This is a genomic window from Lysobacter sp. F6437 (assembly GCF_052547215.1).
On the sequence record NZ_JBQWRB010000004.1, the window covers coordinates 53,524 to 77,566 of the forward strand.

20 protein-coding genes are annotated in these 24,043 nt (G+C 67.5%); 11 read left to right on the forward strand and 9 right to left on the reverse strand.

Features of this window, described 5'->3' with window-relative positions:
• The gene (locus ACT9F5_RS11880; RefSeq protein WP_445120171.1) at nt 1-879 is read right to left on the reverse strand and encodes a PhzF family phenazine biosynthesis isomerase; all 879 of its coding nucleotides are present in this window, start codon (nt 877-879) and stop codon (nt 1-3) included.
• A gap of 169 nt (nt 880-1,048) precedes the next feature.
• On the opposite strand from ACT9F5_RS11880, the gene ACT9F5_RS11885 reads away from it, so the two are divergent.
• From ACT9F5_RS11885 to murD, 3 genes are read left to right on the forward strand one after another with little or no spacing between them, the layout of a single operon-like run.
• Nucleotides 1,049-3,631: a bifunctional aspartate kinase/diaminopimelate decarboxylase gene (locus tag ACT9F5_RS11885; protein ID WP_445120172.1), complete on the forward strand. Its 2,583-nt coding sequence runs from the start codon at nt 1,049-1,051 to the stop codon at nt 3,629-3,631.
• Nucleotides 3,628-4,989, forward strand: coding sequence for a UDP-N-acetyl-alpha-D-muramoyl-L-alanyl-L-glutamate epimerase (murL, locus tag ACT9F5_RS11890; RefSeq protein ID WP_445120173.1), 1,362 nt, complete (start codon nt 3,628-3,630; stop codon nt 4,987-4,989). The genes ACT9F5_RS11885 and murL overlap by 4 nt, the downstream gene beginning before the upstream one ends.
• Nucleotides 4,970-6,388 (forward strand): UDP-N-acetylmuramoyl-L-alanine--D-glutamate ligase, encoded by a 1,419-nt coding sequence (gene murD, locus ACT9F5_RS11895; protein WP_445120174.1) that lies wholly within the window; start codon nt 4,970-4,972, stop codon nt 6,386-6,388. The genes murL and murD overlap by 20 nt, the downstream gene beginning before the upstream one ends.
• 175 nt (nt 6,389-6,563) lie before the next feature.
• Here murD and ACT9F5_RS11900 read toward each other — a convergent pair whose 3' ends face one another.
• The gene (locus ACT9F5_RS11900; protein ID WP_445120175.1) at nt 6,564-7,580 is read right to left on the reverse strand and encodes a polyprenyl synthetase family protein; all 1,017 of its coding nucleotides are present in this window, start codon (nt 7,578-7,580) and stop codon (nt 6,564-6,566) included.
• A 187-nt stretch (nt 7,581-7,767) separates the two neighbouring features.
• Between ACT9F5_RS11900 and ssb the strand changes: the two genes are divergently transcribed.
• The 5 genes from ssb (at nt 7,768) to rfbD (ending at nt 11,711) form a co-directional block, all read left to right on the forward strand.
• Nucleotides 7,768-8,247, forward strand: coding sequence for a single-stranded DNA-binding protein (gene ssb / locus ACT9F5_RS11905; RefSeq protein ID WP_445120176.1), 480 nt, complete (start codon nt 7,768-7,770; stop codon nt 8,245-8,247).
• A gap of 64 nt (nt 8,248-8,311) precedes the next feature.
• A complete protein-coding gene (gene rfbB, locus ACT9F5_RS11910; protein ID WP_445120177.1) occupies nt 8,312-9,367 on the forward strand; it encodes a dTDP-glucose 4,6-dehydratase in 1,056 nt (351 codons plus the stop codon).
• Nucleotides 9,364-10,260 (forward strand): glucose-1-phosphate thymidylyltransferase RfbA, encoded by an 897-nt coding sequence (rfbA, locus tag ACT9F5_RS11915; RefSeq protein ID WP_445120178.1) that lies wholly within the window; start codon nt 9,364-9,366, stop codon nt 10,258-10,260. Before rfbB ends, rfbA begins: the two co-directional genes overlap by 4 nt.
• On the forward strand, nt 10,257-10,814 hold the full coding sequence (gene rfbC, locus ACT9F5_RS11920) for a dTDP-4-dehydrorhamnose 3,5-epimerase (protein ID WP_445120179.1): 558 nt from the start codon (nt 10,257-10,259) through the stop codon (nt 10,812-10,814). The genes rfbA and rfbC overlap by 4 nt, the downstream gene beginning before the upstream one ends.
• 9 nt (nt 10,815-10,823) lie before the next feature.
• On the forward strand, nt 10,824-11,711 hold the full coding sequence (rfbD, locus tag ACT9F5_RS11925) for a dTDP-4-dehydrorhamnose reductase (protein ID WP_445120180.1): 888 nt from the start codon (nt 10,824-10,826) through the stop codon (nt 11,709-11,711).
• Nucleotides 11,712-11,777: 66 nt separating this feature from the next.
• Here the strand turns inward: rfbD and ACT9F5_RS11930 are convergent, their stop codons facing one another.
• Nucleotides 11,778-13,505, reverse strand: coding sequence for an oligopeptide:H+ symporter (locus ACT9F5_RS11930; RefSeq protein WP_445120181.1), 1,728 nt, complete (start codon nt 13,503-13,505; stop codon nt 11,778-11,780).
• 184 nt (nt 13,506-13,689) lie between these two features.
• Between ACT9F5_RS11930 and ACT9F5_RS11935 the strand changes: the two genes are divergently transcribed.
• The gene (locus tag ACT9F5_RS11935; protein ID WP_445120182.1) at nt 13,690-15,780 is read left to right on the forward strand and encodes a prolyl oligopeptidase family serine peptidase; all 2,091 of its coding nucleotides are present in this window, start codon (nt 13,690-13,692) and stop codon (nt 15,778-15,780) included.
• Between the two features lie 84 nt (nt 15,781-15,864).
• On the forward strand, nt 15,865-17,115 hold the full coding sequence (locus tag ACT9F5_RS11940) for a DUF819 family protein (RefSeq protein WP_445120183.1): 1,251 nt from the start codon (nt 15,865-15,867) through the stop codon (nt 17,113-17,115).
• Nucleotides 17,116-17,190: 75 nt separating this feature from the next.
• Here ACT9F5_RS11940 and corA read toward each other — a convergent pair whose 3' ends face one another.
• The 5 genes from corA to ACT9F5_RS11965 form a co-directional block, all read right to left on the reverse strand.
• A complete protein-coding gene (gene corA / locus ACT9F5_RS11945; protein WP_445120400.1) occupies nt 17,191-18,192 on the reverse strand; it encodes a magnesium/cobalt transporter CorA in 1,002 nt (333 codons plus the stop codon).
• 115 nt (nt 18,193-18,307) lie between these two features.
• Nucleotides 18,308-19,474 (reverse strand): lipoprotein N-acyltransferase Lnb domain-containing protein, encoded by a 1,167-nt coding sequence (locus tag ACT9F5_RS11950; RefSeq protein WP_445120184.1) that lies wholly within the window; start codon nt 19,472-19,474, stop codon nt 18,308-18,310.
• Nucleotides 19,475-19,499: 25 nt separating this feature from the next.
• On the reverse strand, nt 19,500-20,387 hold the full coding sequence (locus tag ACT9F5_RS11955) for a transporter associated domain-containing protein (RefSeq protein WP_445120185.1): 888 nt from the start codon (nt 20,385-20,387) through the stop codon (nt 19,500-19,502).
• A 75-nt stretch (nt 20,388-20,462) separates the two neighbouring features.
• Nucleotides 20,463-20,936: an rRNA maturation RNase YbeY gene (gene ybeY / locus ACT9F5_RS11960; RefSeq protein WP_445120186.1), complete on the reverse strand. Its 474-nt coding sequence runs from the start codon at nt 20,934-20,936 to the stop codon at nt 20,463-20,465.
• A gap of 23 nt (nt 20,937-20,959) precedes the next feature.
• A complete protein-coding gene (locus tag ACT9F5_RS11965) occupies nt 20,960-21,946 on the reverse strand; it encodes a PhoH family protein (protein WP_445120187.1) in 987 nt (328 codons plus the stop codon).
• Between the two features lie 106 nt (nt 21,947-22,052).
• Here ACT9F5_RS11965 and ACT9F5_RS11970 point away from each other — a divergent pair, with 106 nt between their 5' ends.
• A complete protein-coding gene (locus ACT9F5_RS11970) occupies nt 22,053-23,753 on the forward strand; it encodes an amidohydrolase family protein (protein ID WP_445120188.1) in 1,701 nt (566 codons plus the stop codon).
• 12 nt (nt 23,754-23,765) lie between these two features.
• Here ACT9F5_RS11970 and ACT9F5_RS11975 read toward each other — a convergent pair whose 3' ends face one another.
• Nucleotides 23,766-23,975: a hypothetical protein gene (locus ACT9F5_RS11975; protein WP_445120189.1), complete on the reverse strand. Its 210-nt coding sequence runs from the start codon at nt 23,973-23,975 to the stop codon at nt 23,766-23,768.
• Nucleotides 23,976-24,043: the final 68 nt, after the last annotated feature.

The following is a 24,043-nucleotide window of genomic DNA, read 5'->3' on the forward strand; positions in this document are numbered from 1 at the left end:
CTACCAGTCGATCTGGCCGCGCGTGACCACACGGCAGCGGCCACCCGACCAGACCTCGCCGTCGTGGTCGACGCGCAGTTGCAGCCGCGCATCGAAACCGACCTCGCGGCCCTGGCTGGCGATGTAGCTACCGTCCCGGCCGGGCAGCGCATCGTTGCTCGCCAGCCACGCCGCCAGCGCCGCGTTGGCGGCGCCCGAGGCGGCGTCCTCGAATGTGCCGTTGGTGCCGACGAAGGCACGCACCACCAAGTCGTAATCCCGCCCGGCATCTGCACGGGCGAACGCGCACAGGCCCATGCTTTCGGTCGTTGCAGCCAGGGCCTCGATCGCGGCCCAATCCGGCGCCGCGCCGCGCAGGGCGGCCTCGTCGCGTACCTCGGCCATCCACCAGCGCCGGCCGCCGTCGATCAACGCAGGTGGCAGCGCGCTTTCCGGCAACGCGGCAAGCGCCACGGCAAGGCGCTGGTCGGCGCGGTCGGCGACCTCGAGTGTCGATGCCTTCGGCGTGCGGACCGCGATCTTGCGGCTGGCGTCCTCGCCCTCGACCGACAGCGGCAGCACCCCGATGGCGCATTCCTGCCGCACCTCGCCGTCGCGCGACTGCAGCATGCCGGCCTCTATCAGTGCGAACGCGGTGCCGATGCTGGGGTGCCCCGCGAACGGCACCTCGCGCTGCGGGCTGAACATACGGACGCGGTAATCCGCGCCGGGCGCGGTGGGCGCGAACACGAAGGTGGTCTCCGGCCGCCGGGTCCAGCGGGCGATGGCCTGCATCGTGGCCTCGCCCAGGCCGTCGGTATCGAACACCACTGCCAGCGGGTTGCCGGCCCCGGGGCGGTCGGCAAAGACATCCAGTTGCATGTAGCGGCGCAGCGTCATCGGGGGAGGCAATCCACTGGGAGCGACCGGAATGGTCGAATGGGCGGGCGGCGCACGGTCGCAGCGCCGTGTTCGACTAGAATCGACGCTTCGTGCCGGTCGACGGACCGCGCGATTCTAGACTGGTTGCAGGCATACCGATTCGACGCGAGTTAAACGGGGACACGTGGTGGCGCAAGCGCAACGTTGGGTGGTACTCAAGTTCGGCGGCACCTCGGTGTCCAGCCGGACCCGTTGGGACAGCATCGGCCGCATCGCCGCCAAACGGGTGGCCGACGAGAATGCGCGGGTGCTGGTGGTGGTGTCCGCGCTGTCGGGCGTGACCAACGAGCTTCTGGCGATAAGCAATGGCGACGACGTCCGTGGGCGGATCGCGGCGTTGGTCGAGCGCCACCGCGGATTCTGCGTGGAACTCGGGCTCGACCCTGCCACCGTCCTGGCTGCGCGGCTGGATGCGTTGCAGGCGCTCGCCGACGACCCGCGTGGCGCGACGCGCGAACTCGACTGGCAGGCCGAAGTGCTGGCCCAGGGCGAACTGCTGTCATCGACGCTCGGCGCCGCCTACCTGCGTGGCTGCGGGCTGGATTTCGGCTGGTGCGATGCACGCGAATGGCTCGATGCGGTGGCATTGCCGAACCAGAGCGCGTGGGCCGGCCGGCTCGCGGTCAACTGCCGGCGCGAAGCCAATCCGGATTTCGGTTCGCGGTTCCATGCGCAGCCCGCGCAGATGTTGTTGACCCAGGGCTTCATCGCCCGCCATGGCGACGGCGGCACCGCGGTGCTCGGCCGTGGCGGTTCGGATACCTCGGCGGCGTGTTTCGGCGCGTTGCTCAAGGCCGAACGCGTGGAGATCTGGACCGATGTGCCCGGGATGTTCAGCGCCAATCCGCGCGAGGTCCCCGACGCCCGCCTGCTGGCGCGGCTCGACTACGCCGAGGCCCAGGAAATCGCCACCACCGGCGCCAAGGTGCTGCACCCGCGCTCGATCGCGCCGTGTCGCGACGGTGGTGTGCCGATGGTGATCCTCGACACCGAACGCCCTGACCTGCCGGGCACCCGGATCGACTCCAGCGCAGCCACCGTGCCCGGGGTCAAGGCGATCAGCCGCCGCGACGGCGTGGTGCTGGTGTCGATGGAAAGCATCGGCATGTGGCAGCAGGTCGGCTTCCTGGCCGACATCTTCGATCGCTTCCGCCGCCACGGCCTGTCGGTCGACCTGATCGGCTCGTCGGAAACCAACGTCACCATCTCGCTCGACCCCAGCGAGAACCTCGTCACCAGCAACGTGCTCGAAGCGCTCGCCGCCGACCTCGCCGAGGTCTGCCGGGTCAAGGTCATCGTGCCGTGCAGCGCATTCACCCTGGTCGGTCGCGGCATGCGCTCGCTGCTGCATCGGCTGTCCGACATCTGGGCGACGTTCGGGCGCGAGCGGGTGCATCTGGTCTCGCAGTCGTCGAACGACCTCAACCTGACCTTTGTGGTTGACGAGGCAGATGCTGAAGACCTGCTGCCGGTGCTGCATGCCGAGCTGATCCGCAGCGGCGCGATGCCGGTGCGCGACGCCGGCGTATTCGGCCCGAGCTGGCGCGAGATTACCCACGGCAAGCCGCAACGCGCGCAGCCGTGGTGGGTCGGAAAGCGCGATGTATTGCTCGAACGCGCCGCCGCGGGCACCCCGCGCTACGTCTACGACCTCGCCACCGTGCGCGCGCGCGCGCGGATGCTGACCGGCACAGCCGCGGTCGACCGCGCGTTCTTCGCGATCAAGGCCAATCCGCACCCGGCGATCCTGCGCGCGATCACCGGCGAAGGGCTCGGCCTGGAATGCGTGTCGCTGGGCGAGATCGAGCACGTGTTCGCGACCGTGCCGGAGCTGTCGCCGCAGCGCGTGCTGTTCACCCCGAGCTTCGCGCCGCGCCGCGAGTACGAGGCCGCGTTCGCCAGGGGCATTACCGTCACCATTGACAATGTCGAGGTGCTGCAGCGCTGGCCGGAAGTGTTCCGCGGCCGCACGCTGTGGCTGCGGCTCGACCTCGGCCATGGCGAAGGCCACCACGAAAAGGTCAAGACCGGCGGCGTCGCGGCCAAGTTCGGCCTGCCGCTGGCGAAGGTCGACGACTTCCTGGCCGAGGCGCGCAAGCTCGATATCCGCATCAGCGGCCTGCACGCGCACCTGGGCAGCGGCATCGACGACCCGCAGCACTGGCACGGCGTCTACGCCCACCTCGCGGCGATGGCCGACAACATCGGCACCATCGAGACGATCGACATCGGCGGCGGCCTCTCGGTGCCGTACACGCCGGAGTCGACCCATTTCGACGTGGCGACGTGGCGCAGCGGGCTCGACGAACTCAAGGCGACCTACCCGCGCTACGGCCTGGTGGTCGAGCCCGGGCGTTACCTGGTCGCCGAGTGCGGCGTGCTGCTGCTGTCGGTGACGCAGGTGGTCGAGAAGGACGGCGTGCACCGCATTGGCGCCGACGCCGGCATGAACGCGCTGATGCGGCCGTCGATCTACGAGGCCTACCACGGCATCCACAACCTGAGCCGGTTCGACGACGCCGATACCCGCGATTTCGACGTGGTCGGGCCGATCTGCGAGAGCGGCGACGTGCTCGGCCGTGATCGCGCGCTGCCGGTCGCGACCGCCGAGGACGACGTGCTGCTGGTCGCCGACGCCGGCGCCTACGGCATGGTCATGGCCAATACCTACAACCTGCGGGCGCTGCCGGCAGAGGAAGTCATCGAATGAGTGAGTGGAAATTCCGGCGTGACGCGATCCAGGCGTTCCGCTTCGTGCGTTGCGGGTTCGACCCGGCGACCGGCGTCGCGCAACTGGTGTATGCGTTCGACGACGGCCCGGAGATGGTCGAGACGATCTGCGTGCCCGGTGCGCCCTTCGTGCTGGAGGGCGAACGTGCCGCGGCGGTCGAGCGCGCGCTGCGGCTGCTGCACCTGATTGCCGGCGTCAGCTATTACAAGGCGGCGGTGCCCGGCGAGATCCGCATCGAGTCGTATGACATCGATGCCGACACCGCGGCGCTGCTGGAGTTGATCTACCTCAACGGGCTGGGGGAGTTTGCCTATCGCAATGGGCTGGACCTGCACGGCCGGATCCGCTTCCCGCACGGTGACGAGGCCGAGTCACCCGCGCCCGCGCTTGGCCTGCGCGAGCACGCGCTGGTCGCGATCGGCGGCGGCAAGGATTCGCTGGTCAGCATCGAGGCCTTGCGCGCGCTGGACGTCGACCAGACCGTCAGCTGGATCGGCGGTTCGCAGCTGATCCAGGCCTGCGCCGCGCGCACCGGACTGCCGACACTCAACGTCGGCCGCGCGCTGGCACCGCAGCTGTTCGACTACAACCGCGAGGGCGCATGGAACGGCCACATCCCGGTTACCGTGGTGAACTCCGCGATCCTGGTGCTGGCCGCGTTGCTGCACGGCGTCGACCAGGTGGTGTTCTCCAACGAGCGCTCGGCCAGCTACGGCTCGATGATCGAAGGCACCGGCGAGGTCAACCACCAGTGGTCGAAGGGCTGGGCCTGCGAGTCGGCGTTCGGCCGATATGTCGAGAAGCACATCGCCGCCGACCTGCATTACTACTCGCTGCTGCGGCCGCTGAGCGAGCTGGCGGTCGCACGCCAGTTCACCCGCACCAACCGTTACGACGCGCATTTCTCCAGCTGCAACCGCAACTTCCACATCCTCGGTGAGCGCCCGACCAACCGCTGGTGCGGGGTGTGCCCGAAGTGCCATTTCGTGTTCCTCGCGCTGGCGCCGTTCATGAGCAAGCCGCGGCTGGTCGGCATCCTGGGCCGCAACCTGCTCGACGACCCGGACCAGACCGGCGGCTATGACGCGCTGCTGGAATACCAGGACCACAAGCCGTTCGAATGCGTCGGCGAAGGCCGCGAGTCGCGCGCCGCGATGGCCGCACTGACGGCGCGTCCCGAGTGGCGCGAGGATGCGCTGGTCAAGCGCTTTGCCCGCGAGATCATGCCGCAGCTGGATGCCGAGGAACTTCGCATCGAGCCGCTGCTGGTGCTCGACGACGAGCAGCGGATTCCGCCGCGGTTGTGGGAGCGCCTGCGTGCGCACTTCGCCGCTTAGCATCGCGCAACTTGACGGTTGCAATGTCGCGCTGTGGGGCTGGGGACGCGAGGGCCGCGCGGCCTACCGGGCGATCCGCTCAAGGCTGCCGGGGTTGCCGCTGACGCTGTTGTGCAGTGACGATGAAGTCGCCGATGCACGCGCGCTCGGTGACGTGGGGCTGGCGATCGAAACCCAGGCCAGCGCCGCGCGGCTGTCGGCGTTCGACGTCGTGGTCAAATCGCCCGGCATCAGTCCTTACCGCGACGAAGCGGTCGCCGCAGCCGGGCAGGGCACCCGCTTCATCGGTGGCACCGCGCTGTGGTTCGGCGAGTGCGCCGGCGCCGAAGGCATCGCGGTCAACACCATCTGCGTCACTGGTACCAAGGGCAAGAGCACGACCACCGCATTGCTCGCCCACCTGCTGCGTGCGACGGGTCATCGCACCGCGCTGGCTGGCAACATCGGGCTGCCGTTGCTGGAGTTGCTGGACCCACCACAGCCGCCTGATTACTGGGCGATCGAGCTGTCGAGCTACCAGACCGGCGACGTCGCCGACAGCGGCGCGCGGCCGGAAATCGCGGTCGCGCTCAACGTGTTTCCCGAACATCTCGACTGGCACGGTTCGCAGGCGCGCTATGTCGCCGACAAGCTGCGCCTGCTGACCGATGCGCGGCCGCGCATCGCCGTGCTCAACGCCAACGACCCGCAACTCGCCAAGCTGGAGTTGCCCGACAGCGAGGTGCGCTGGTTCGGTCAAGAGGACGGCTGGCACCTTCGCGGCGATGCATTGCATCGTGGCGACGGTTTCATCATGGACACCACGCCGCTCCCACTGCCGGGCCGGCACAACCGCGGCAACCTGTGCGCGGTGCTGACCGTGCTGGAAGCGCTGGGGCTGGACGCAGCCGGGCTTGCGTCGCAGGCGGCTGGTTTTCGCCCCTTGCCGCACCGCCTGCAGATGCTCGGTACCCGCGGCGCGGTGAGCTACGTCAACGATTCCATCAGCACCACCCCGCATGCGAGCCTGGCAGCGCTGGAATGCTTCGGCGCGCGCGACATTGCGTTGCTGGTCGGCGGCCACGACCGTGGCCTCGACTGGTCGGAGTTCGCCACGGCGATGACGCGCCACGCCCCGGCCGCAATCATCACGATGGGCGCGAATGGCCCGCACATCCATGAATTGCTGGTGCCGTCGGCGGAGAAGGGGCGCTTCCAGCTCGCCGCAGCGACCGATCTCGCCGACGCGATCCGGCGTGCGGAAAACGCGCTGGCGGGAGAGGGCGTGGTGCTGCTCTCCCCGGGCGCGCCGAGCTTCGGTCCGTATCGCGACTACGTCGAGCGCGGCCGCCACTTCGCGGCGTTGGCCGGCTTCGACCCCGACATGATCAGCGCGATTCCGGGCCTCGGCATCGCCTGAGAGGGATCCGGAGTCCGGAGTCCGACCCGGCCTGGCATTTGTGTAGGAGCGGCTTTAGCCGCGATCGGGAGTCGGTACGCGCGACCCGGCATCCGATCGCGGCTAAAACCGCTCCTACAAAGACCCGAAAGACCCGAAAGAGACCCCAAACCCCGAGCCCCGAAGCGAACCCCGGTCAGTGGTCCCGGTTCATCGCGTAGCCGATCAGGCCGCGCAACGCGGCGATGTACTCGTTGCCATCGCCCAGCCCGTCCAGCGCCTGTCCGGCCAGTTGCGCGTAATCCCGCGCGCGCTGGCGACTGTACTCGAGCCCACCGGTGGCGTGGATCGCCGCCAGCACTCCGGGCATCGAATCGGTGCCGCCGTGTTCGATCGCGCCGCGCAACATTGTCGCGGTCGACGCATCGGCATGCCGGATCGCGTGGATCAACGGCAGCGTCGCCTTGCCTTCGGCGAGGTCGTCGCCGAGGTTCTTGCCCAGGGTGTCGGCGTCGGAGGCGTAGTCGAGCACGTCGTCGGCGATCTGGAACGCGTAGCCCAGGTTGAGGCCGTAGTCATGCAACTGCTGCTGGACCGCCTCGCTGGCGCCGGCGAGCAATGCGCCGAGCCGGGTCGCCGCGGCGAACAACACGGCGGTCTTGCGCTCGATCACTTGCAGGTAGGCGGCCTCGTCGACGTCGGGATTGCGCACGTGCAGCAGTTGCAGCACTTCGCCCTCGGCGATCCGGTTGGTGGTGTCGGCGAGGATCTTCTGCACCGGCATGCTCTCCAGCTCGACCATCAGCTGGAAGCTGCGCGAATACAGGAAGTCACCGACCAGCACGCTGGCGGCGTTGCCCCAGACCGCGTTGGCGGTCTTGCGTCCGCGGCGCAGGTCGGATTCGTCGACCACGTCGTCGTGCAACAGGGTCGAGGTGTGGATGAATTCGACCACCGCCGCCAACTGGTGGGCATCGCTCCCGACCGCCTTGCCGGCGGACCGGCCGATCGCCCCGCTGGCCAGCAACAGCAGCATCGGCCGCAAGCGCTTGCCGCCGGCACCGATGATGTATTCCGCGACCTGGTTGATCAGTACCACGTCGGAGGCCAATCGCTCGCGAATCAGCGCATCGACGGCCGCCATGTCGGGGCGGGCGAGGGACTGGATGGCCGGCAGGCCCGTGGCTGCGGGGGACTTGGCGCTTGCGTGCATGGGAGGGAAGGCGGAAAAGGGCCCCGATTATAGGCCGTGCGCGCCGCCGCCCCTGCGCCCCATGGCCGGAAATCCGACCTGGCGACGCGGTGTTCTCCGTACCGGGAGGGAAGTTGGCCACGGGTATACTGGCCTGCCTTCTCGCCGTTTCCCGGCGATCCCGTCGACCCATACAGGACCGATCTCCATGGCACGTGGCGTCAACAAAGTCATTCTCGTCGGCAACCTCGGCAACGATCCCGACGTCAAGTACACCCAGGCCGGCATGGCCATCACCACCCTCAGCGTGGCCACCACCAGCGTCCGCAAGGACCGCGACGGCAACCAGGTCGAGAAGACCGAGTGGCATCGGGTGAAACTGTTCGGAAAGCTCGGCGAAATCGCCGGCGAGTACCTGCGCAAGGGCCGCCAGGTCTATATCGAAGGCCGGATCGAGTACGGGTCCTACGAGAAGGACGGCATCAAGCACTACACCACCGACATCATCGCCGACGAGATGCAGATGCTGGGCGGCGGCGACGGTGAGCGTGGTGGCGGTGGTGCGAGCCGCGGTGGCGATCGTCCCTCGCGTCCGGCGCCGCGACAGGAAGCGCCCCGTCGCGAGGCCCCGGCGGCCAAGTCGAACGACTTCGGCGACGATTTCGCGGACGACGACATCCCGTTCTGATTGCCTTGGCGGTCCGATCCTCCGCGCGGCGCCGGTTCGTGCGAATCATCGTTGGAGATAGCGAGTGTCCACTTGGCTTGTGACTGGCGGTGCCGGTTTCATTGGCGGTAATTTTGTCCTTGATGCGGTGAAGCATGGCGTCAAGGTGGTCAATCTCGATGTACTGACCTACGCCGGGAATCTCGACACCCTGGCCGTATTGGACGGGGATCCCGCCCATGTCTTCGTACAGGGCGACATCGGCGATGCGGGACTGGTGGCGCAACTGCTGCGCGAGCATCGTCCCGATGCGGTGATCAACTTCGCCGCCGAAAGCCATGTCGATCGTTCGATCGACGGCCCGGCCGCGTTCGTCCAGACCAACGTGGTCGGTACGCTGGCGCTGCTGGAGCAGGTCCGCGACTACTGGAAGTCGCTTGATGCGGCCGGGCGTGATGCCTTCCGCTTCCTGCACGTCTCGACCGACGAGGTCTACGGCAGCCTGGGCGACACCGGCAGGTTCACCGAAGACACGCCGTACGCGCCCAATTCCCCGTATTCGGCATCGAAGGCCGCGTCCGACCATCTGGTGCGTGCCTTCCACCACACCTATGGCCTGCCGGTACTGACCACCAACTGCTCGAACAACTACGGGCCCTACCAGTTTCCCGAGAAGCTCATCCCGCTGGTCATCGCCAAGGCGTTGGCCGGCGACCCGCTACCTGTCTACGGAGACGGCCTCAATGTGCGCGACTGGCTGTACGTCGGCGATCACTGCGCGGCGATCCGCCATGTCCTCGAGGGCGGACGAATCGGCGAGACCTACAACGTCGGTGGCGACGCCGAGCGCACCAACATCACCGTCGTGGAGACCATCTGCAGGCTGCTCGACGACCGCCGCCCACTGCCTGGCGGTAGCGCGCGTGAATCGCTGGTCACCTACGTCACGGATCGACCAGGCCACGACCGCCGCTATGCGATCGATGCGTCAAAACTGCACGATGAACTCGGCTGGTCACCGGCGGTGACCTTCGATGAAGGCATGGCCAAGACCGTCGACTGGTATCTCGACAATGCCCCATGGGTGCAACGCGTGCTCGATGGCAGCTATCGCCTCGAGCGCATCGGTGGCGTGGCATGACCACCGCTGCGGGCCGCAAGGGCATCATCCTCGCCGGCGGCTCGGGCACGCGCCTGTATCCGATCACCCAGGCCATCAGCAAGCAGCTGCTGCCGGTCTACGACAAGCCGATGATCTACTACCCGCTCAGCGTGTTGATGCTGGCGGGCATCCGCGAAGTGCTGATCATCAACACCCCGCACGAGCAGGCCCTGTTCAAGCAGCTGCTGGGGGATGGCTCGCAGTGGGGCATGGATATCGAATATGCCGTCCAGCCCAGTCCGGACGGGCTTGCGCAGGCGTTCCTGATCGGCCGTGAGTTCCTGGATGGCCGGCCCAGTTGCCTGGTGCTCGGCGACAACATCTTCCATGGTCCCGGCCTGACCGGCATGCTGAAGCGCGCTGGCGAACGCGAGCACGGGGCCACGGTTTTCGGCTACTGGGTGAGGGACCCGGAACGCTACGGCGTCGCCGAGTTCGATCGCGATGGCAAGGTCGTGGGCATCGAGGAAAAGCCGGAAAAGCCCAGGTCCAGCTATGCAGTGACCGGCCTTTACTTCTACGACGGGCGCGCCAGCGAGTTCGCCAGCGAACTGACCCCGTCCCCACGCGGTGAGCTCGAGATCACCGACCTGAACCGGCGTTACCTCGATGAGGGTTCGCTGCATCTCGAGCAGCTCGGACGAGGCTACGCATGGCTCGACACCGGCACCCACCAGTCGTTGATCGAAGCCTCCACTTATATCCAGACCATCGAGGCACGCCAGGGGCTGCGTGTCTGCTGTCCCGAGGAAATCGCGCTGAACAATCGCTGGATCAGTCCCCGGCAACTGTTGGAGCTGGCGGAACCGCTGAGCAAGAACGGATATGGCGAATACCTGCGCCAGTTGGTCGACCGGGAGTCGCCGCGTTGAAGGTGATCGAAACCGGTCTGCCGGGCTGCCTGTTGATCGAGCCGCGCGTATTCGAGGACGCCCGCGGCTCCTTCCATGAATCCTTCAACCACGACAAGCTTGCGGCCCTGGGGCTGCAGCCAAATTTCGTGCAGGGCAATGTCTCGTCGTCCCATCGTGGCGTGTTGCGCGGCCTGCATTTCCAATGGCCCCATCCCCAGGGCAAGTATCTCTCGGTGCAGGAGGGCGAGATATGGGATGTCGCGGTCGACATCCGAAGGGGCTCGCCCACGTTTTCGCACTGGACCGCGGTGGTGCTCAGCGCGACCAACCGGCGGCAGCTCTGGATCCCTGAAGGCTTCGCCCATGGCTACGTGGTGCTGAGCGAACTGGCGGTGGTGTCCTACCTGTGCACGGCGACGTACGCGCCTGAGGCGGAAACCGGCATCCGCTGGGACGACCCGTCCCTGGCCATCGACTGGCCGGTCAGCGATCCCGTGCTGTCGGGCAAGGATGCCAAGGCCTCGTTGCTGGCAGACATTGCAGAGGACCGGTTTCCTGTTTTCGTGCCGTAGGGTAAAGCGATGAAGATCCTGCTGCTCGGTGGCAACGGCCAGGTCGGCCACGAGTTGCGTCGCAGCCTGGCCCCGCTGGGCGAACTCACCGTCGCTACCCGCAACGGCGCGTTGCCGGACGGCGGCAGTTGCGAGGCTCTCGACCTGGCCCGGCCAGGTGCCGTCGATGCATTGGTCGAACGCATTGTCCCCGACGTCGTCGTCAACGCCGCCGCATATACAGCGGTCGATCGCGCCGAAGACGAGCCGGACCTCGCATTCGCGATCAATGCCGAGGTGCCCGGCCGGATCGCCCGCGCCTGCGCGGCGCTGGGCGCCAGCCTGGTCCATTACTCCACCGACTACGTGTTCGACGGCACCGGCAGCCGCGCCTATCGCGAGTCCGATCCGACTGAGCCGCTGGGCGTCTACGGTCGCAGCAAGCTGGCCGGGGAGCACGCCGTGGCGCAAGGCGGCGCGCGCCACCTGATCCTTCGTACAGCCTGGGTCTACGGCCTGCGTGGCAACAACTTCCTGCGCACGATGTTGCGACTGGGCGGCGAGCGCGAACAACTACGGGTGGTGGCCGATCAGATCGGCTGCCCGACGCCCGCCTGGTTGATCGCGGACGTCACCGCCACCGTCCTGGGGCAGGGGATCGTGCACTCCGGGGTGCGCCATCTCGTCAGCACCGGCCGGACCAGCTGGCACGGATTCGCCGAGGCAATCTTCGAAGAAGCACATGCGCGCGGCCTCATCGAACGACGACCGTCGGTCGAGCCGGTCCGCGCCGCGGGATTCCCGACCCGTGCGGAGCGCCCGGCCTGGTCGGTACTCGACGCAGGCCGGCTGGCGAATGAGTATCGCCTGCAACTGCCGGACTGGCGGGAAGCACTGGCTACCACGTTCGATCGCTGACCACCCGTCGCGGCCATGCAAAAACGGCGCCCCAGGGCGCCGTTTTTGCGCCAGCCAATCCACGACTCACTTCACCCCGTGCATCCACCGCCGTGCGATCGGGGTAACCAGGAAGAACACCACGCCCGACCCGATGCCGAGCCACAGCATCATCTCGAACAGGTGCGCGTACTTGCCGGCCGCGACCGCCATGTCGATCGCCTCGCCCTCGACGATGTCGAGCGACGCCAGCTTGCCGAACTGCGCCGCCAGCACTTCCGAGTAGGCGGTGCCGAGCCAGAAGGCACCCATCATCAGTCCGACCACCCGCGGCACCGACAGCTGCGTCACCGCCGACAGGCCGATCGGCGACAGGCACATCTCGCCGACCTCCAGCACGAAATAGGCCAGCACCAGCCACCAGACGCTGGCCATCGCGCCGCTCGCGCCCGCTTCACCGGCCGCCACCATCAACGGGATGAACGACAGTCCGGCGAACACCAGGCCGATGCCCATCTTGGCTGGCTTGCTGGGGTTCAAGCCGCGCTTCTCCAGCCACGGCCACAGCCACGAGAAGATCGGCGCCAGCACCACGATGAAAAACGCGCCGATGAAGGTCAGCGAGCCGGCGGTCTGCGGCACCATCACCACGTCGTGGGTGAATGCCACCGCCAACCCGGCGACCATCAGCAACACCAGTCCCTTGGCAAGGCCAACGCGGCCACGATCGCTGGCCATCAGCGCGGCGATCATCAGCGGCGGGCTCGCGGCCAGCGAGTAGGTCGCCCATGGCAGTGCCGCCACGTACCCGGCGGGTGACATCGGGAACAGGTCCTTGGTCAACAACCGGTCGGTGAAGGTGACCCACGAGCCATAGGTCTGCTCGTACATCGCGAAGAAGATCAGCACGCCGAAGATCAGGAACACCAGCGTCACCATCTGCTGGCGCTGGACCCTGTCGCAATGCTTCCACAGGAACCAGACGAACCATGCCGCCAGCGCGATGGCGATGACATGCATTGCGCCGTGCACGGTCCAGGTGCGCTGGATCAGCTGCCACACCACCACCACGCCGGCGAAGCTGCCCAGGTAGATCCACCACTCGCGCGACAGGCCGGCAACGCGCTCGACCAGCCTGGCCGGATCGTTGGGTTCGGCGTGGCCGTGCAGATACTTCTGGCCCCACAGGAACATCACCAGCCCGGCAACCATGCCGATACCCGCCGCGCCGAAGCCGTACTTCCAGCCGTAGGTTTCGCCGAGGAATGCGCAGATCAGCGAGGCGAACAGCGCGCCGACGTTGATGCCGGCATAGAACAGGGTGAAACCGGAATCGCGACGCGGATCGTTCTCCGGATAGAGCCGGCCGACGATCGTCGAGATGTTGGGCTTCAGGAAGCCCACGCCCATGATGATCAGCGCCAGCGACAGGTAGAACACCTGCAGCGCACCCTCGTCGCGCACGATGGTGTCGCCGACCACGCGCGCCGCCTCGCCTTCGTAGGCCATGCCGAGATGGCCGAGTACCAGCAACACGCCGCCCAGCACCACCGCCTTGCGCATGCCCAGGTAGCGGTCGGCCAGCAGTCCGCCGATCACCGGCACCGCGTAGACCAGTCCGCCGTAGGCGCCCAGCAGGTCGTAGCCGGCGTCGTCGCCGAACAGGTGGTACTTGAGGATGTACAACAGAAGCAGCGCCTTCATCCCGTAGAACGAGAAGCGCTCCCACATCTCGGTGAAGAAGCAGACGAACAGGCCCTTGGGGTGGCCGAGGAACTCATCGGTATTCGGAACGGCAGGTGCAACTGTGCTCACATCGGACTCCCGGACTGGGCTGGACGAATGACCGGGGCAGTGGCGGGGGTGACAGTTACCGCGGCCGGGCGAGTATAGCGGCGGGCGGCCCGGCGTCCCGGCGGCGGAATGGACCGATCCCGACTTTGCCCCGGCCCGCCCGCCCGCATACCATCGGGCTTTCGTCCGTCCCTGGGGAACTGTCATGAATCTGCGCCACGCCGTCCTGCCGATGCTGGTCGCGCTCGCCCTGCCTGCCGTGGGTGCCCCGGCCGTTGCGGCCACCCGTGGCCTGCAGCCGATGGACCTGGCGACGCTGGACCGCTACTCCTCGCCGACCCTGTCCCCGGATGGCCACCGGCTGGTGTTGGCCAGGCGCGTGGTCGATTACGACGCCAACAAGGCGTCGAGTTCGCTGTGGATCGAGAACCTGCTCGCGCGTGACGCCGCGCCGCCCGTGCGCCTGACCCCGGAAGGCTGGAACGTCAATTCGCCTGCGTTCTCGCCCGATGGCGGGACGGTCTACTTCCTCAGCGGCAAGTCCGGCAGTTCGCAGCTCTACGCGATCCCGGCCGAAGGTGGCGCGCCGCGCCAGCTGACCGACTTCGCGCTGGATGTTGGCGGCTACCAGTTGTCGCCCGATGGCCGGCGCATCGCATTCAACGTCGAGGCGTTCCTCGATTGCGGCAGCGACCTGGCCTGCAGCAAGGACCGGTTCGACGCACTCGAGAAAGACCCCGCGACCGGCGTGGTGTACGACCGCATGTTCGTGCGCCACTGGGACGCCTGGAGCGATGGTCGGCTCAACCGTGTGTTCGTCGCCGAAATGCCGGCCGGCGACGCCGCCGTCACCACCGCGGTCGCCATCGCACCCGACGTGATCGGCGACGTGCCATCGAAACCCTTCGGCGACAGCAGCGAGTACGCCTGGGCACCGGATGGCAAGTCGCTGGTGCTGAGCGCGCGCAAGGCCGATCACGGCGAGCCGTGGTCGACCAATTTCGACCTCTACCAGGTCAGTGCCGACGGCACCGGTGCAGCGAAGAACCTCACCGCCGGCAACCTGGCCTGGGACACAGGTGCGGTGTTCGGTGCCGATGGCAACACGCTCTACTACCGCGCGATGCAGCGACCGGGGTTCGAGGCCGACCGCCTGCAGTTGATGGAGCTTGATCTCGCTACCGGCAAGCACCGCGCGATTGCGCCGGCATGGGACCGGTCCGCCGACAGCATCGTGGTATCCGAGGATGGTGAAACCCTGTACGTGACCGCGCAGGACACCGGCGAGCACCCGCTGTTCGCGGTCCACGTCGACAGCGGCGGCGTCACGCAGATCATCGGCGACGGCAGCATCGGTTCCGTCCAGCTCCAGAACGGCACGCTCGCGTTCACCCGCAACAGCATGGCCAGTGGCGCCCAGGTCTTCGTCGGCGGCATCAACGGTGCGCCGGAGCGGGCGATCACCCCGAGCGCGTCGGAGATGCTGCCCGAAGTCGGTTTCGGCGAGTTCGAACAGTTCACCTTCAAGGGCTGGAACAACGACACCGTGCACGGCTACGTGGTCAAACCTTGGAACTACGAGGAAGGTAAGCAGTACCCGGTCGCGTTCCTGATCCATGGCGGCCCGCAGGGCAGCTTCGGCAACGGCTGGAGCTACCGCTGGAATCCGCAGACCTACGCGGGGCAAGGCTACGCGGTGGTGATGATCGACTTCCACGGTTCGGTCGGCTACGGCCAGGCGTTCACCGATGCGATCAGCCAGCACTGGGGCGACCGCCCGCTGGAAGACCTGCAGAAGGGCTGGAAGGCCGCGCAGGACAAGTACGCGTTCCTCGACGGCGCCAACGCCTGCGCACTCGGCGCCAGCTATGGCGGCTACATGGTCAACTGGATCGCCGGCAACTGGCACACGCCGTCGTCGGGTGCGTGGAAGTGCCTGGTCAACCACGATGGCGTGTTCGACACCCGGATGATGGGCTTCGTCACCGAGGAGCTGTGGTTCACCGAATGGGAGAACGGCGGCACCCCGTGGGAGGTGCCGGAGAACTTCGAGGCCTTCAACCCGAGCCGGCACGTCGCCGACTGGCGCGTGCCGATGCTGGTGGTGCACGGCCAGCAGGATTTCCGCATCCCGGTCAGCCAGGGCCTGGGCGCGTTCACCGCGCTGCAGCGGCAGGGCATCGAGTCGAAGTTCCTGTACTTCCCGGATGAGAACCACTGGGTGCTCAAGCCGCACAACTCGGTGCAGTGGCACGACACCGTCAACGGCTGGCTCGAGCAGCACCTCGGCCAGTAGCTTGACCGTTTGCGTCCCGCCCACGGGCGGGACCGGCGCTTGCAGGCGCGGCTCCAGCCGCGACCTCCACCCTCGGAGCAACGCATGACCCCAGCCGCATCCACCGCACTGATCACCAACGACGCCGTCATCCTCGGGCTGCTCGCCGTCACCCTCGGCGCGGTGTTCTGGACCGCGTCGCGTCCGTCCGGCTTCTGGCACAAGTTCTACAGCTACGTGCCGGCGTTGCTGATGTGCTACCTGGTGCCTGCGATCTTCAACACCGTCGGCCTGATCGACAGCAGCGGGTCCGGCCTGTACCCGATGGCGCGCGATTACCTGCTGCCCAGCGCGCTGGTGCTGTTCTGCGTTGCGATGGATTTCGGCGCGATCGTGAGGCTGGGGCCGAAGGCGCTGATCATGTTCCTCACCGGCACCGTCGGCGTGATGCTCGGGGCGGTGATTTCACTGGTGGCGATCGGCATCATCCACCCGCCGACGGTGGGAGGGGAGACCTGGCGCGGCATGACCACGATCGCCGGCAGCTGGATCGGCGGCGGCGCCAACCAGGCGGCGATGAAGGAAGTGTTCGAGGTCGACGCCAACCTGTTCGGCCAGTTCATCGCGGTCGACGTGATCGTCGCGTACTTCTGGATGGCGATCCTGCTGTTCCTGGCGCCGCGGGCCAAGGCGTTCGACAGCTGGACTGGCGCCGACGCGTCCGCGATCGAGAACCTGCAGCAGCGGATGGCCAGCTACCAGGCCGAGCATGAGCGCGTGCCTTCGATGAGCGACCTGATGCTGATCTTCGCCGCCGGTATCGGCCTGACCGGCCTGTCGCACCTGCTGGCCGGTCCGCTGGTGGCCTGGGTGCAATCATTGCCGGCCGCGTGGAACCTGCAGGACTACAGTCTGGATTCGCGGTTCTTCTGGATCGTGGTGTTCGCCACCACCTTCGGCGTCCTGCTCAGCCTTACCCGCGCGCGCAGGCTCGAGGGCGCGGGCGCGTCCAACGTCGGTTCGGTCATGCTGTACGTGCTGATCGCGACCATCGGCATGCAGATGGACCTCAAGTCGGTGGTGGACCGGCCGATGCTGCTGCTGCTCGGCGTGATCTGGATCAGCGTGCATGCAGCGCTGATGCTCGGCGTGGCCAAGCTGATCCGGGCGCCACTGTTCTTCCTGGCGGTCGGGTCGCAGGCCAACATCGGTGGTGCCGCCTCGGCGCCGGTGGTCGCCAGTGCCTTCCATCCCGCGCTGGCACCGGTGGGGGTGTTGCTGGCCGTGCTCGGCTATGCGCTGGGCACCTACTGCGCGTACATCACCGGCTTGATGCTGCAGGCGATCGCAACCTGAGCCTTCGGCCCTTGTAGGAGGGGCTTCAGCCGCAATCCGGAGTCGTTCGTTCGCCCCTATTGCCTACAACAGCGTCTACAGCCAGCGCGCCCGCTTGAACATGCGATAGAGCACCCCGCAGGTCACCGCGACCACGCCGATCAGCACCGCGTAACTCCAGCGGCCGGCCAGCTCGGGCATATGCACGAAATTCATCCCGTACCAGCTGGCGACCAGCGTCGGTGCTGCCAGCAGGGCTGCCCATGCGCCGAGCCGCTTGACGATCTCGCCCTGTCGCACCGTCACCAGCGCCAGGTTGACGCTCACCGCGGCGGTCAGCATCTCGCGGAGGGTGTCGGTGCTGTCGCTGATCCGCACCGCGTGGTCGTGGACGTCGCGGAAGTACAGCTGGATCTCCTCGTCGATCAAGCCGCCGCGGGTACGGGCGAGGTGGCCGAGGATGTCCTGCATAGGCGCCACCGCCATCCGCAACCGGGTCAGCTCGCGCTTGAGGTCGTAGAGCTTCTGCACCGTGTGCTTGCGGAAGTCCTCGGCGAAGATGTCCTGCTCCAGCGCGTTCAACGCGGTGGTGAATTCGTCGACGATCGGCAGGAAGTTGTCGACCACCAGGTCCAGCACCGCGTACAGCGCCGCACCGGGGCCGTGTTGCAGCAGTTCGGGCTCGCGCTCCATCCGGGCACGCGCGGGTGCGTAGCTGGTGGAGGCGCCATGGCGCACGGTGACCAGGTAGCGCGGGCCAATGAACAGGTGGGTCTCGCCGAAGCGGATGTGGCTGTCGACCGCCTGCGCGGTATGGATCGCGATGAACAGCGACTGGCCGTAGGTCTCGATTTTCGGCCGCTGGTGCGCGTTGCGCGTGTCCTCGATGGCGAGGTCGTGCAGGCCGAATTCCTCCTGCATCTTGTCGAGGATGTGCTCGTCCGGCTCGTACAGCCCGACCCAGACGAAACTGCCGTCGTCGACCGCGAGCACGTCGCTGATGGCATCGAGTTCGATGTCACGGCGGGCGCCGGTGCGGTCGTAGGCCGCGCAGTTGACTACGCAGCGGGGCAGGTCGGGTTCGTCCATGCCCCGCATCGTGCCGGCCATGCCTGCTCTCGGCAAGCACCGGGGCAAGCCCTTGTAGGAGCGGCTTCAGCCGCGATCTGGAGTCATTGCCCGCGCCACCTTTCGATCGCGGCTGAAGCCGCTCCTACGGGTCCTTCGCAGGCTTGCGTCCCCAAGCCCATGCCAGCGCCGCGTGCAACGGCAGCAGCAGCACGATCCAGTGCAGGTGGCGTTGCGGCAGTGCGCTCAGCCAGTAGGCGAACAGCGCCACCACCGGACACGCCGCCACCACCAGCAGCAACCAGCGGAACCATGCCCCGGGCACTCTGCCGCGCAACAGTTGCCAGCCCCCCGGCAGCAACAGCCAGCACAGCGGGTTGAACAGCAGCAGGTTGTGGTTGGCCCAGCCGAAGCGATGCGCGGTGCCGAACCATATGAACAGCATCAGCGCGGCGAGCACACCGGCCAGCGACCAGCCCGTCATGGCGAGCGCCGCCAGCACGCGCGGCTTGCGGCCATGCAGCCACAGCAGGCCCGTGCCGATTGCGAGCCCGGCCAGCGCCCACCACCCCCAATGCATGGCGGATCCGACCGGTTCCGGTGCCAGTCGATGCGGCAGGATTTCGTACTCCTCGCGGACCAGTGGCCGGCCGTCGGCGAGTTTTATTTCACGCATCGAGTCGGCCAGCCGCATCGGCACAAATGCCTCGTCCCAGCGCGACAGCGGCCGGTCGGCGTTAGGGCCGAGACCGAGGTCGAAACCGAGCCACATCAACGGCGCGGGTGAGGCCAGTCGCATGGCTTCGCTGCGATAGGTCGCGCCTTGCGAGCGGCCTGCGATCTGACTGCGCAGGGCGCCACCAACGGCTCGGTCGATCGCGTCGCGGACCCGGGTCGAGCAGTTGTCGAGGAAGTAGTCGTAGCGGTAATGCGCGTTTTCCGGGCGCGCATTCTCGGCCAGCGCATCGGCCAGTGCCCGTGCGGCGTCGGGCTCCAGGTCGAGCCATTGCACGTTGACGCCGCGGCCTTCGTCACGGTAGATCGCCATGTCCTGCTGGAACGGCAGCGCGACGAGCCGGTAGCGCATGTCGCCGCGGACGAATCGCGCGATGAAATCCGGTTCGGCGGGATCGAAGAAGCCGAAGTTGTAGGACGTCGCATTGCCGGTGTCGGGGTCGAGCACGACCAGTGCGTTGTGGCCGAAGCGTTCCCAGAAGATCTCGCCCGGCTGCATCGTGACCACGCCGACCCGTGGCGCGGCGAAGGCGACGCTCGTGCCCAGCGACAACAGCGCCAGCAGCAACCATCGCATCACGCGCGCGCGTCGGCGCGCGATGTCAGCCGTCACCCAGCACGCTCACGTGGAAGGCATGCACCCGTCGCGCGTCGGCGCCCGAGACACGGAATACGAAGTGGTCCAGGGTCAGTTCCTCGCCAGCCTCGGGCAGGTGGCCGATCGCGGCGATGACCAGGCCGCCGATGGTGTCGTACTCGTCCTCGTCGAAGCCGGCGCCGAAGCGTTCGTTGAAGTCCTCGATCGGGGTCAGCGCATCGACCACGAACTGGCCGTCGGCCTGCGCGGCGATCAACGCGTTGGGGTCCTGCGCATCGTCGTGCTCGTCGTCGATCTCGCCGACGATCTGCTCCAGCACGTCCTCGATGGTCAGCAGGCCGGCGACGCCGCCGTGTTCGTCGATCACGATCGCCATGTGGTTGCGCGACTGGCGGAACTCGCGCAGCAGGATGTCGAGCCGCTTGGATTCGGGGATCAGCACTGCCGGCCGCAGCAATGCATGCACGCTGGCGGGGCCGTTGTCGGCAACGACGCCGCGCAGCAGGTCCTTGGCCAGCAGGATGCCGAGGATGTCGTCCTTGTCGTCGCCATGCACCGGGAAGCGTGAATGGCCGGACTCGACCACCAGCTTCATCAGCTCCAGAAAAGGGGCATCGGCCGGCAGCACGACCATCTGCGAGCGCGGGATCATCACGTCGCCGACCACCAGGTCGGAGACTGCGATCGCGCCTTCCATCATGGTGAGGGTGTCGGCCGCGATCAGCCCGTCAGCCTGCGCATCGCGCAGCAACTCGACCAGGTCCTCGCGGGTGGTCGGTTCGCCGGACAGCGCCGAGCTGATCCGGTCGAGCCAGGAACGGCGCTTGTCGTGCCGTTCGGGCGCGTCGATCGACGCGGAATTCGGATGGGTACTACTGTCGTCCTCGGACATCGAATCATTCATGGGTACGCCCGGGGGATGAGCGTCGGGGCGAGTCTAGCGCATCGACGTGGCGCCGTTGCCGGCTCAGTCGAGCGCGAGGTAGGGGTCGGCGATGCCGAGCGTGGCCAGGATCTCGCGTTCCAGCTGCTCCATGCATTCGGCCTCGCGCTCGTCCTCGTGGTCCCAGCCGAGCAGGTGCAGGGCGCCGTGGACGGTCAGGTGGGCGTAGTGGTCGTTGAGCCGCTTGCCCTGTTCACGGGCCTCGCGGGCCACCACCGGGACGCAGATGACCAGGTCGCCTAGCAACGGCAACTTGACCCCTTCGGGCAGGTCGGCAGGGAAGCTGAGCACGTTGGTGGCGTGGTCCTTGCCCCGGTAATGGCGGTTGAGCGCACGACCTTCCTTGTTGTCGACCAGCCGGATGGCGAGGTCGGCCTGGCGGATCCGGCCGTCCAGCGCGGCGGCGACCCAGCGGCGGAAACTCGTTGCCGACGGGATTCCCGTGCGCGGCAGGCCATAGCTGACGGAGACATCGAGGACGGTCGGGCCGTGGGTCATGGTGGTATTCCTGGGCAGCCGGCTCAGCCGGCGGGGCCGGTCTGTGCATCCTGGGCGTCGCGTGCGTCGTAGGCATTGACGATGCGTGCGACCAGCGGGTGCCGCACCACGTCGCGTGACTCGAAGAACGTGAACGAGATGCCGTTGACGTCGCGCAGCACGTCGAGTGCATCGCGCAGTCCCGACTTCTGGTGCTTGGGCAGGTCGATCTGGGTGAGGTCGCCGGTCACCACCGCGGTGCTGCCATAACCGATGCGGGTCAGGAACATCTTCATCTGCTCGATCGAGGTGTTCTGCGCTTCGTCGAGGATCACATAGGCATCGTTAAGCGTGCGTCCGCGCATGTAGGCCAGCGGGGCGATCTCGATGACGTTTCGTTCCAGCAGCTTGACCACCTTCTCGACCCCGAGCATCTCGTAAAGCGCGTCGTACAGCGGGCGCAGGTAGGGGTCGACCTTCTGGGTCAGGTCGCCGGGCAGGAAGCCGAGTTTCTCGCCGGCCTCGACCGCCGGACGCACCAGCACCAGCCGCTGCACGCGCGACTCGTTGAGCGCCTCGACCGCGCTGGCGACCGCGAGGAAGGTCTTGCCGGTGCCGGCCGGGCCGATGCCGAAGTTGATGTCGTGGGTGGCGATCGCGTGCAGGTATTTCGCCTGGTTGGCACCGCGGCCGCGGATGGTGCCGCGCTTGACCCGGATGGTGACTTCCTGCGGTTCGATGTCGTCGTTGACCAGCTGGTCCGCACCGGCTTCCGAAAGGGCAAGGTGGATGGCCGGTTCGTCGAGCGCTTCGGTCGCTGTTTGTTGCCACAACGCGCGCAACAGCTTCTCGGCTTTCCCGATCATCGGCGGTGGACCGGACACCCGGAACACGTTGCCGCGGTTGGCTATTTCCACGCCCATGCGCAACTCGATCATGCGCAGGTGGCCGTCGAATGGACCGGACAGGTTGGCCAGTCGTTCGGCGTCGGGCGGGTCCAGGGTGAATTCGGAAGCGGTGCGTGGGGGCATCGGTCGCGGTCGTTGCTGGGTGCCAGGCTGCGGTGCCGGGCCGGGACGCCAGCTTGCGCTTGGCCGGACATTTTCGCAAAGTCGACCGATTCCCGGATTCGAGGTCATGCACATGCGGTCGACTATTGCCATCCGTTTCCTGCTCGCGTGTTGCTGGTCGACGGCGATGCTGGTTGCAACCCCGGCGTTCGCCGCCGAGGTCACCGTGCTGACCGCGCAGGGCATCCGCACCATGGATGCGCAGCAGCCGCGCGTACAGGCGATGGCATTCGATGACGCCGGCGAGATCCTCGCGCTGGGCGGCGCCGATGAACTGTTGCAGCGCTATCCCGATGCCAAGCGCATCGATGCCGGCAATGCCACCGTCGTCCCGGGGTTGATCGACGCCCACGGCCATGTCGCCGGCCTCGGCACCACGCAGATGCAGGCGGACCTGGTCGGCGCCGCCAACAAGGAGGAGGTGCTGCAGCGACTGCGCACGTTCGCCGCCGACCTGTCGGACGGAGCCTGGTTGCTGGGCGGCGGCTGGGACCAGAACGACTGGCCGGAGCGTGAGTTCCCGACCGCCGCCGATCTCGACGCCGCGTTCCCCGACCGCCCGGTCTGGCTGTCGCGCATCGATGGCCACGCCGGTTGGGCCAACAGCGCTGCGATGGCGGCCATCGAGCGCGACCTGAGCGCCAATGGCGGGCAGGGCGACTGGCAGCCCGATGGCGGCCGCATCGGGCGCGATGCGCAGGGCGAGGCGACCGGCATCTTCGTCGACGGAGCCATGTCGTTGCTGGATTCGGCGGTGCCGCCGATGGATGCGGCCGCCAACGAACACGTGCTCGCGCTGGGCATGCGGATGGCGGTCGAACACGGCCTGACCGGCGTGCACGATGCCGGCGTTTCACTGCAGCAACTGCGCGCCTACCAGGCGCTGGCCGACCGCGGCGAAATGCCGCTGCGCGTCCACGCGATGGCGGATGGCGACGGCGAGGCACTGGCATGGTTGTGCGAGAACGGCCTCTACGAACATCCGGGCGGCCGCCTGCAGATGCGCGCGGTCAAGCTGTATATCGATGGCGCGCTCGGCAGCCGCGGCGCGGCCTTGATCGAGGACTACAGCGACGACGCCGGCAACCACGGCCTGCTGATGATGTCGCCGGAACAGATGGTCGATGCCGCCGCGCGCGCGAAGGATTGTGGCGTACAGGTCGCGACCCATGCCATCGGCGACCGCGGCAACCGCGTCGTGCTCGACGCCTACGAACAGGTGCTCGGCGACGATGCCGACACCGACCACCGCTGGCGCATCGAGCATGCGCAGATCCTGACCGAGGCCGACATCCCGCGGTTCGCCGCACTCGGCGTGATCGCCTCGATGCAGCCGACCCACGCGACCTCCGACATGCCGTGGGCCGCCGATCGCATCGGTTCGCAACGCATCCAGTGGGCCTACGCCTGGCGCAAGTTGCGTGATGCCGGCGCGCGGTTGGCGCTGGGTTCGGACTTCCCGGTCGAGTCGGTCGATCCGCGATTGGGGCTGTACGCCGCCGCCACCCGCACCGACGCCAAGGGTGCGCCGGCGGGCGGCTGGCTGTCGCAGGAAAAGCTCACCGCATGGGAGGCCTTGCGCGGTTTCACCACCGATGCCGCCTATGCCGGGTTCGCCGAGGACCGCGTTGGCAGCCTGGCGGTCGGCAAGCGCGCCGACTTCGTGCTGCTCGCGCAGGATCCGCTGGCGATCGACCCCTCGCAACTGGACGACCTCGACGTGCTGGCCACCTATGTCGACGGCGAGGCGGTTTACCGGCGCCCGTAACCGCCGGGGGTGTCAGCGGCGCAGTGCCCGCACCAGCAACACCAGCCCCAATCCGCCCAGCACGACGCTGCCGCCCAGCCAGGTCCAGGCAATCGCGTTCGGTTCGAACCGCCCGTCCTCGAACGCGCGCGCGTGGAACTGCAGCAGCCCGAGCGCCGCGATCGCGCAGAACCACAGGCCCAGCGCGCAGCGGCGGAGCAGGGTGTCGGGCGGTGATGGCATTGCGGGCTTCCAGTCGGGGCGTGGAACGAGCGTAATCCAACCCTGCGGACCGGGTCGTACCGAGGAAG